Origin of the sequence: Micrococcus sp. R8502A1, assembly GCF_006704135.1 — a bacterium.
GTDB lineage: Bacteria > Actinomycetota > Actinomycetes > Actinomycetales > Micrococcaceae > Micrococcus > Micrococcus luteus.
Genome location: NZ_VIGS01000075.1, coordinates 1 through 8,258 on the forward strand (window position 1 = coordinate 1; position 8,258 = coordinate 8,258).

The following is an 8,258-nucleotide window of genomic DNA, read 5'->3' on the forward strand; positions in this document are numbered from 1 at the left end:
TGTACATTTTTAGCTTTTTTTCTGACTACCAGCTCGCCCTCCTTGCTCTTTTTTGTAAGTTGAGCCGGCAGCCCCGGATTTTTATACTTATGCGGTCGTCGGCAGCGTCAGAAGTGTATAAGATACAGCCTCACCACCCGCGCCCGCACCCCGGAGAGGACCCGATGAGCCACGCCACCCTTGTCCCGAGCACCGCGCCCACCCGCGTGGACGACCTGACGTTCAGCATCCACACCACGCCGTTCGACGAGGACTACACGCCCGCCGCCAGCACGCGCGCCACCACGAACTTCGCGAACCTCGCCCGCGGCACGGACCGGCGGGAGAACCTGCGCGCCGCCCTGGCCATGATCGACGGGCGCCTCAACGACCTCGCCCCCTGGGACAACCCGGAGCGGGACCGCTACACGGCGCGGATCGAGATCGTCTCGATCGACGTGCACTTCACCGCCGACGACGGCGCGGACGTCGACTTCCCGCTCATGGAGATGCTCGACGTGCGGGTGGTCGAGCGTGCGACGGGCGCCGTGCTCGGCCGCAGTGTGGGGAACAACTTCTCCTCCTACGTCCGCGACCACGACTTCTCGGTGGTGCTGCCCGCGCACGCGGTGACGTCGCCGGGGACCGAGGAGCCCGACGGCTTCGGCGACCTGCACGGGCGGCTGTTCCGGCACCTGCTGGACTCGCAGGCGTACCGGGAGCGGTTCCCGCAGCCGCCCGTGATCTGCATCAGCGTGTCCACGAGCCGCACCTACCGGCGGCTGACGAACGAGCACCCGGTGCTCGGGGTCGAGTACCGCCAGGACGAACCCTCCCGCACGGACCGCTACTTCGGCCGGATGGGCCTGGGGATCCGGTGCTTCCTGCCGCGCGGGGCCGTGGCGCCGCTGGCGTTCTACTCGCGGGGCGACCTGCTCAACGACCACGCGAACCTCTCCCTGGCCGGGCTGATCGCCACCATGGAGACCTTCCAGCGGATCTACCGGCCGGAGATCTACAACGCGAACGCCGGGGCCGGCGAGGTGTACCGGCCGCGCCTGGACCACGGCGACTTCTCGCAGACCCGGATCGCCTACGACCGCGAGGAGCGGGCCCGCCTCGGCCGGGAGCAGGGGGAGTACACGCAGGAGCACTTCGTGGGCCCGCACCGCGACCTGCTGGAGCGCTGGGCCGCCGCCCACGCCGCACGAGACAACGAGGAGACCCGATGACCACCCTGATCCCCACCGCCCTCGTCGGCAGCCTGCCGAAGCCCGGCTGGCTCGCCGAGGAGGAGACGCTCTGGTCGCCCTGGAAGCTCGAGGGGGAGCAGCTGCGCGAGGGCAAGCTCGACGCGCTCGCCCTCGCCGTGGCCGATCAGGAGCGTGCGGGCATCGACATCGTCTGCGACGGCGAGCAGACCCGCCAGCACTTCGTCACCACGTTCATCGAGCACCTCGGCGGTGTGGACTTCGACCGGCGCGAGACGGTGCGGATCCGCGACCGGTACGACGCGAGCGTGCCGACCGTCGTCGGGGAGGTGGGCCGGCCGGCGCCGGTGTTCGTGGACGACGCGAAGGCCCTGCGCGCGCGGACGGACCGGCCCATCAAGTGGACCCTGCCCGGGCCGATGACCATGATCGACACCCTCGCCGACCGCCACTACGGCAGCCGCGAGAAGCTCGCGTGGGAGTTCGCGCGCATCCTCAACGAGGAGGCGCGGGAGCTGGCGGCGGTGGGCGTCGACGTCGTGCAGTTCGACGAGCCCGCGTTCAACGTGTTCTTCGACGACGTCCGCGACTGGGGCGTGGCGACGCTCGAGCGTGCGGCCGAGGGCCTGACGTGTGAGACGGCCGTGCACATCTGTTACGGCTACGGGATCAAGGCGAACAACGACTGGAAGGCCACGCTCGGGGAGGAGTGGCGCCAGTACGAGACGTCGTTCCCGCTGCTGCGCGAGTCCACGATCGACACGATCGCCCTGGAGCGGCACCACTCCCGGGTGCCGGCGGAGCTCATCGGCCTGCTGCGCGGCAAGAAGGTGATGGTCGGCGCGATCGACGTGGCGAGCGACGAGATCGAGACGCCCGAGGAGGTCGCGGCGACCCTCCGGGAGACCCTCGAGTTCGTGGACGCGGACAAGCTGATCGCGAGCACCAACTGCGGCATGGCGCCGCTGGCTCGCTCCGTGGCGCGGGACAAGACCGCCGCGCTCGTGGCCGGCGCGCGGATCCTCCGGGAGGAGCTGGGCGGGGAGTGAGGGGGGCCTGATGGCCTTGCCTGGCCGGCGGGGCCCCGTCAGGATCGTCTGCATGGATCCTGATGCGAGCCCCCGTGTCCGGCTCACCGCTGACGATCCCCGGCCGGGCAGTCGTCCCGCGACGTCGACCGAGGGGCCCCACCGACAGCTTGATCAGCGATCATCGCCGGAGCTGTGGGGCCGTCTGGTCGCTGCGGTGTTCGCCCTCGACGGCGTCGAGGAGGGCCACAGCACCGTCTCGCCAGCAACGTCGCGCGCCGTCCACCTGACAGGCCGGCCGGAGGAGCGCACCCCGGAGGTCAACCTCTCACCAGGCCGGCGCTGGGAGCCGGTGCACCTGCATGGGGTGGACGACACGTCAGTGCACCTCGTCCTGGCGCCCGAGCGCGGCGTTCGTCTGACCGAGCTCGGATGGCTCGAACCGCATGGCTACGCGGACTTCGGCACGGAGTGGATGCTCTACGGTCCGCGGGACGAGGCGGAGCTGGCCGTCGTCGTCGGGATCATCGAGGAGTCGCTCGCCTACGCGCGCGGCTGACACAGTGTCCCGGGGCGGGGAAGCGGAGGCGGGAGGGGACTGCGAATTTTTCTTTTTCGCGGGTAGTCTTGTTCCATGACTGCGACGGTGAATGACAAGCACACGGTGCTGCCGCCGACGGACCTCGAGGAGATGCTCGACCTCGGCAGGTTCCTCGACGGCCTGACGCAGCCGGCCGCCCTGGTCGGCCCTGACGGCCAGAAGGTCCCCCTGCCGCCAGAGGCTTTCAACGTCCTGCGGGACGTCGTCGAGGCGATGCGGGTGGGCAAGGCCATCACGGTGGCACCCGTCGACCAGCTGCTCACGACACAAGAGGCGGCGAACTTCCTCGGCATCAGTCGTCCCACGCTGGTGAGGCTGCTCGAGGAGGGCGCGTTGCCGTACGAGAGGACGACCGGTGGTCGGCACCGACGCATCCGGCTCCAAGACGTCGTGTCCTATCAGCAGCGGAAGCGCGGGGAGCGGCGTGCCTCGCTGAGCGACCTCGTAGGGGAGGCCTCGTCTGCGGGGCTCTACGACCAGAAGGCGGAGTCCTACCGCGAGGCGTTGCGTCAGGCTCGCGCCGACCTCCGGGGTGAGCGCGGGTAGTGGCGCGCTTCAGCGCGGTGCTCGACGCGTGCGTCCTCGTGCCCATCGCCCAAGCGGACACCTTGCTGCATCTGGCCGAGGCGGGCCTCTATCGGCCGGTATGGAGCGGGCGGATCCTCGACGAGACGGTGCGCGCACTGGAAGCGATGCATCCAGACATGCGTGCGTCGGGGGCGGCGCGTCACCGTGCCGGGGTCATGGACGCCGCCTTCGACGACGCGCGGGTCGAGGGGTGGGAGCAGCTCGTGCCCGGGATCGATCTTCCGGACCCCGATGATCGGCATGTGGTCGCCGCCGCGATCCAGGGACGTGCTGACCTGATCGTCACGGCGAATCTGAAGGACTTCCCGCGGGAGGTCGTTGAGTCCTTCGACATCGAGGTGCAGAGTCCGGATGAGTTTTTCATGAACCAGCTCGACCTGGACCCGGCTCGAGTGATGACGGCCCTCGCAGCCCAAGCGGGCGCGACACGGAATCCTCCGTTGACCGTCAGGGACGTCCTTGAGCGGCTGGTGCCGTGCGGTGCACCCCTGTTCGCGGAGGCCGCACGAGCCCAGCTCTGGCGGGTCGACGTTGAGCGACCTTGATTCAGCCCGACGCCAGAACCGGCGTCTGTCGGCTCACCCCCACACGCCGGAACCGGCGATGAGCCGGACCGCGAGCACCGCCATGACCACCGCGATCACCACGTCCACCACGCGCCACGCCTTCGGGTCGGCGAGCACCCGGGCCAGCAGGCGCGCGCCGTAGCCGAGCGCGGTGAACCACAGGACCGAGGCGGCGACGGCGCCGGCGGCGAAGACCCACCGCGCGTCGGGACCGTGCTGGTTGGCGAGGCTGCCCAGCAGCACCACGGTGTCCAGGTAGACGTGCGGGTTGAGCCAGGTCAGTGCGAGCGTGGTGGCGACGACCGAGCCCGCGGTCCGCGGCGCCTGCTCGGCCACGAGCCCCTGCGGGCGCAGCGCGGCACGCAGGGAGGAGACCGCGAACCAGAGCAGGTACAGGGCGCCGCCCCAGCGCAGCACCTCGAGCAGCCACGGCACGGCCTGCACGAGCGCGCCCACCCCGGCGGTCCCGGCCAGGATCAGCACGGCGTCCGAGGCCATGCACACCAGCACGACGGCGCCCACATGCTCCCGGCGCACGCCCTGGCGGAGCACGAAGGCGTTCTGGGCGCCGATGGCGACGATGAGGGCGAGTCCGGTGAGCAGGCCGGTGCCGGCGAGGGTCCACATGGGTGAGGACGCTAGAGCCCGGCCGGGCCTGAGCCAAACGAAGAGAACTGCAGGTGCCTAAGCTCTGCTTCATGAACCTGGATCAGCTGCAGGCGCTGCGTGCGATCGCCGACGAGGGCTCGTTCGAAGCGGCCGCGTACGAGCTCGGCGTCAGCGCCTCCGCGGTCAGCCAGCGCATCCGCGCCCTGGAGCGGGAGGTGGGCCAGGTGCTGCTCCGGCGCGGCGAGGTGCTGGCCGCCGTCACCACGGAGCCGCAGCCGGTCCAGGGGTGCGCGGCAGAGCCGCTGGGGAGCACGCGCTACGTCCCGCTCGCCTCGCCCGCCCTGCTCGCGCGGCACGCGGCGGGCGACGTCGTCGACCTCCGCGCGATGCCCATGATGCGCTACAACGCGAAGGACGACCTGCAGCGCCTCGCGCTGAGCGACGCCGGGCTGGACGTCGCCCCGCCCACGCACCTGGCGCCGTCGTTCGACGGGTTCCACCGGTCCGTCCGGGCCGGCCTGGGGTGGGGCATGCTCGTGGACGCCCAGGCCGTCGAGGACGTGCGCGCCGGCCGGCTGGCCCGCGTGCCCGGGCTCGACGACGTCCTCGTGCCCCTCTACTGGCAGGCGGCCACACTGCCCGTGACGCGCCTGGTGCGGCTCACACGGGCGGTGCGGGAGGCGGCCCAGCGGACGCTCGAGCGGGGGTGAGGCGGCGCCGAGGTCGCGGGCCGTCAGCGACGTCGCAGCGGTGTCGACGCCTCCATGGACGCCTCGGCCAGCACAGGCCGGAAGCCCAGCGCCTCGTTGACGTCGAGCATGTGCCGGTTCTCCTCGGCGTTCCACGTGATGATCGCGCGGGCCTCGGGCAGCGCGTCTCGGACGGCGACGAGGTTCGCCGCCTTCACGCGCATGCCGAGGCGGCGGCCGCGGTGCTCGGGCAGCACGATGGTGTCCCACTGGTCGATGAGCCCATCCGGGCGCGAGCGGGGCGCCACCAGCTCGCTCAGGGCGACGATCCGACCGGTGGCACGGTGCCGCGCCACCGCGCGGAAGAGCCGGCCGGTCGTGAGGATCTGCTCGTCCATGCGACGCACGCGGGCCGCATCCCAGACCTGCTCGACCACTGTGCGTTCCCCGGAGGGCACGTCCGTGGCCATGCGGGCCTTGAGGACGGCGAGGTCGTCCTGCAGGGACGCGTCGGCCGCGCCCTCCCAGGCGTGGAGCTCGTAGTCCGACGAGACGCATTCGGCCTCGGCCAGGGCGACGGCGGGGTCGATCCCCGGATCGGCGAAGTCATACCGGCTCACCCGCTCGATCTGGGCGAGCGCGAAGCCGTAGGACTGGGCGAGACGCACACCCGGATGCTCGGCGGGCACCGCGCCGGCGCCGTTGGGCGGGGTGAGCGCCCGTTGCCCGGCCACCGGCGGCGGCGTCAGCGGCCAGGTCTCGAAACGGGTGAGGCCGGCGGTGTCCAGGACGAGCCGCTCGGCCAGTGCCCGGCCGTGGCCGCGTCCGCGGTGCCGCGGGTGGACGTAGACGTTGAGGGCGGCCGCGTCAGGGTCGTCGACGTGGTTGATCAGGACGCGGGCGTAGCCGACCGCCTCGCCGTCGACGTACGCCAGGTAGCGGCGCTGCGTGTGGTCGGTCTCGGCGGCGGCCTGGATGAGCGCGTCCCTGGGGGTCTCGTCCCACTCGGTCGTGCCGATCAGCTCGTGGTTGTACTCGTCTCCGAGGTGGCAGTAGGCCCGCCAGTGGGGGTCGTCCGACGAGGCGGGCAGGGGGAATTCGATGATGTCAGGCATGCGGTGACTGCTTTCTGCAGAAAGGGGTGGGCGCAGAGGCACCCGTCGAGCCGTGCTCGAGACGGGCGCGCGGGGAGGGCCGGTGGTGGGTCGTCGGACCCACGGGGTCACTTCTGCTGCATCATGGGGTGAACTATGTCACGACGCGGATCGGTGGGCAAGGGCCTTTGCTGTCGAGATGCAGGCAAAGTTCCCCACGACGCGCGGGGAACTCTTCGCATATCGGGCGGGATCCGGCCGGGGTGACACTGGGTGTCCAGGTGGGCGCCCCCGCGGGTCCCGGGGATCGCCCGAAACGTACGGGCGGCTGCCGCTCTGGCGGGTTGGTTGTGGCGGGCCGTGCGGCGGGGGGCAGGGCCGGAGGTGGCGCACACGGCGCATGGCAGGGCCCCTCGTCACTAACGACCGAATCTGCCTAATCGACGGGCTGGAATCCAAGTTTCTGGTAGATCCCCATGGCCGCCTCGGAGGTGCCCTCGCCGAAGCGCAGACTCAGGGCGGGGTCGCCGGCGGCGGAGCAGACGTCGACGGCGTGCTGCACCAGGGCGCGCCCGACCCCCTTCCCGCGCGCGGCGGGATCGGTGAAGAGGTCAATGATGAACGGCCCCGCGAGGTCCGCGTCCCAGATCGAGTGGGTGACCACCATGATCGCCCCGGCCAGGCGGCCGTCCACCCACGCCGAGGCGCTCGCGTCGGCGCGCAGCTCCCCGTAGTCGCCGCGGAAGGTCGCCTCCATCTCCTCCCGCGCTTCGGCCAGGTCGGAGGCGGCGACGCCCGGTGGGTAGGCGGCGAGGTAGCACCGGGCCAGGTCATCGGCCGTCCCCGCGTCCAGTCCTCGGAGCTCGAGGCTTCCAGGGGCGTGGTCAGCGGAGTGGGTCGGCGGCAGGTGAAGGGTCAGCAGGTCAGTAGACACAGGGGTTCCTCTCGTGATGGCTGGCTACTCACAGTGATCGCCGTCACAGAGTGAACATGGTCAGAACGATAACAGCGCACACCTGCTCTCGGAATGAGTCGAGCCGGTCGGAACATGAGTGACCTATGCATGTCCAAGCAATGCACGCGCTGGCAGTTCGTTTCGGTGGCGGGGATTGGGCCAGCCACAAACAACCGATATTGCCGGATCGTCCTAGATGCTCCGCGTGCGCATCTCGGTGCGTAACGCTGTCGCCGTGGATTCCAGGTCCTTTGGATTTGGCGACGGAGGCAGGTGGATCGCCACATCGTCGTCGCGGTGGCGGGGGATCACGTGCAGGTGGACATGGGGGATGTCTTGCTCGGCTTCCGAGCCGTCAGATAGATGCAGGTTTACCGCCGGTGCGAGGGTTTGTCGAACGACTCTGGACACGCGGGTGGCGAGGGCGAACATCTCTGCGCCTTCCTCGGCGCGAAGACTGGCCAGAGTGGCCACGTGGCGGCGGGGGATGACGAGGCAATGACCGTCCGCGACCGGATGAAGGTCCAGTATGGCGAGGGCGAGAGGGCTCTCGGCGACGACGTTGGCGGGCGGCTGCATCGCGGCGACTTCGCAGAAGGGACAGAGAATCTCCATCCCTCGACGCTAATAGCGCATATGCGCCCGGGCGAGAGGGATGGGGATGAACGGATGGTCAACTGACGCGAACCCCCTCGCGCGAAAAATGACAGATTGCGCGCTCCGCCGGTTGGTGAATGTCCCTCCGTCCAGGGCGTGTCAGATGGTCTGTGTAAGCCGTACCGAGAGGAACGGTAAGAATCATGACCATGATCGACGAGAAGAACCCAGGCGAGCCCTCGGGCCAGGACCTGGTCGAGCAGCTGAAAGCCTCAGGGCAGCTTGATGCCCTGTTCGCGCAGATCGACGCGGGCGGCGTCGAGCTCACCGGTGACGGCGGG

10 protein-coding genes are annotated in these 8,258 nt (G+C 70.2%); 6 read left to right on the forward strand and 4 right to left on the reverse strand.

The annotated features are described in order from the left end of the window. Positions 1-164: 164 nt before the first annotated feature. From FLM69_RS10580 to FLM69_RS10600, 5 genes are all read left to right on the forward strand, one after another. A complete protein-coding gene (locus FLM69_RS10580; RefSeq protein WP_051995257.1) occupies positions 165-1,211 on the forward strand; it encodes a putative oxygenase MesX in 1,047 nt (348 codons plus the stop codon). Then, positions 1,208-2,239, forward strand: coding sequence for a methionine synthase (locus tag FLM69_RS10585; protein ID WP_036314939.1), 1,032 nt, complete (start codon positions 1,208-1,210; stop codon positions 2,237-2,239). The genes FLM69_RS10580 and FLM69_RS10585 overlap by 4 nt, the downstream gene beginning before the upstream one ends. Before the next feature lie 196 nt (positions 2,240-2,435). Next, positions 2,436-2,777, forward strand: a complete 342-nt coding sequence (locus tag FLM69_RS10590) for a luciferase family protein (RefSeq protein WP_060973795.1) — start codon at positions 2,436-2,438, stop codon at positions 2,775-2,777. A 75-nt stretch (positions 2,778-2,852) separates the two neighbouring features. Further along, positions 2,853-3,365 carry a helix-turn-helix domain-containing protein gene (locus FLM69_RS10595; RefSeq protein ID WP_134416925.1) on the forward strand — a complete coding sequence of 171 codons (513 nt, stop codon included), beginning with the start codon at positions 2,853-2,855 and terminating at the stop codon, positions 3,363-3,365. Then, positions 3,365-3,952, forward strand: coding sequence for a PIN domain-containing protein (locus FLM69_RS10600; RefSeq protein WP_036314945.1), 588 nt, complete (start codon positions 3,365-3,367; stop codon positions 3,950-3,952). Before FLM69_RS10595 ends, FLM69_RS10600 begins: the two co-directional genes overlap by 1 nt. 33 nt (positions 3,953-3,985) lie before the next feature. Here FLM69_RS10600 and lysE read toward each other — a convergent pair whose 3' ends face one another. Beyond that, a complete protein-coding gene (gene lysE / locus FLM69_RS10605) occupies positions 3,986-4,600 on the reverse strand; it encodes an L-lysine exporter (protein ID WP_060973796.1) in 615 nt (204 codons plus the stop codon). 71 nt (positions 4,601-4,671) lie between these two features. On the opposite strand from lysE, the gene FLM69_RS10610 reads away from it, so the two are divergent. Next, positions 4,672-5,292 carry a LysR family transcriptional regulator gene (locus tag FLM69_RS10610; RefSeq protein WP_141844174.1) on the forward strand — a complete coding sequence of 207 codons (621 nt, stop codon included), beginning with the start codon at positions 4,672-4,674 and terminating at the stop codon, positions 5,290-5,292. A 23-nt stretch (positions 5,293-5,315) separates the two neighbouring features. Here the strand turns inward: FLM69_RS10610 and FLM69_RS10615 are convergent, their stop codons facing one another. The 3 genes from FLM69_RS10615 to FLM69_RS10625 form a co-directional block, all read right to left on the reverse strand. Next, positions 5,316-6,386, reverse strand: coding sequence for a GNAT family N-acetyltransferase (locus tag FLM69_RS10615; protein WP_141844176.1), 1,071 nt, complete (start codon positions 6,384-6,386; stop codon positions 5,316-5,318). Between the two features lie 415 nt (positions 6,387-6,801). Continuing rightward, entirely contained in the window at positions 6,802-7,299 is a 498-nt protein-coding gene (locus tag FLM69_RS10620; RefSeq protein ID WP_141844178.1) for a GNAT family N-acetyltransferase, read from the reverse strand. A 213-nt stretch (positions 7,300-7,512) separates the two neighbouring features. Beyond that, complete coding sequence (locus tag FLM69_RS10625; RefSeq protein ID WP_141844180.1) at positions 7,513-7,935, reverse strand: HIT family protein; 423 nt, start codon at positions 7,933-7,935, stop codon at positions 7,513-7,515. Between the last annotated feature and the right edge of the window lie 323 nt (positions 7,936-8,258).

Bases quoted from the DNA above. Each gene is read 5' to 3' on its own strand.
- FLM69_RS10595 (WP_134416925.1), top strand. From the start codon at position 2,853: ATGACTGCGACGGTGAATGACAAGCACACGGTGCTGCCGCCGACGGAC.
- FLM69_RS10625 (WP_141844180.1), bottom strand. From the start codon at position 7,935: ATGGAGATTCTCTGTCCCTTCTGCGAAGTCGCCGCGATGCAGCCGCCC.
- FLM69_RS10615 (WP_141844176.1), bottom strand. From the start codon at position 6,386: ATGCCTGACATCATCGAATTCCCCCTGCCCGCCTCGTCGGACGACCCC.
- FLM69_RS10580 (WP_051995257.1), top strand. From the start codon at position 165: ATGAGCCACGCCACCCTTGTCCCGAGCACCGCGCCCACCCGCGTGGAC.
- lysE (WP_060973796.1), bottom strand. From the start codon at position 4,600: ATGTGGACCCTCGCCGGCACCGGCCTGCTCACCGGACTCGCCCTCATC.
- FLM69_RS10610 (WP_141844174.1), top strand. From the start codon at position 4,672: ATGAACCTGGATCAGCTGCAGGCGCTGCGTGCGATCGCCGACGAGGGC.
- FLM69_RS10585 (WP_036314939.1), top strand. From the start codon at position 1,208: ATGACCACCCTGATCCCCACCGCCCTCGTCGGCAGCCTGCCGAAGCCC.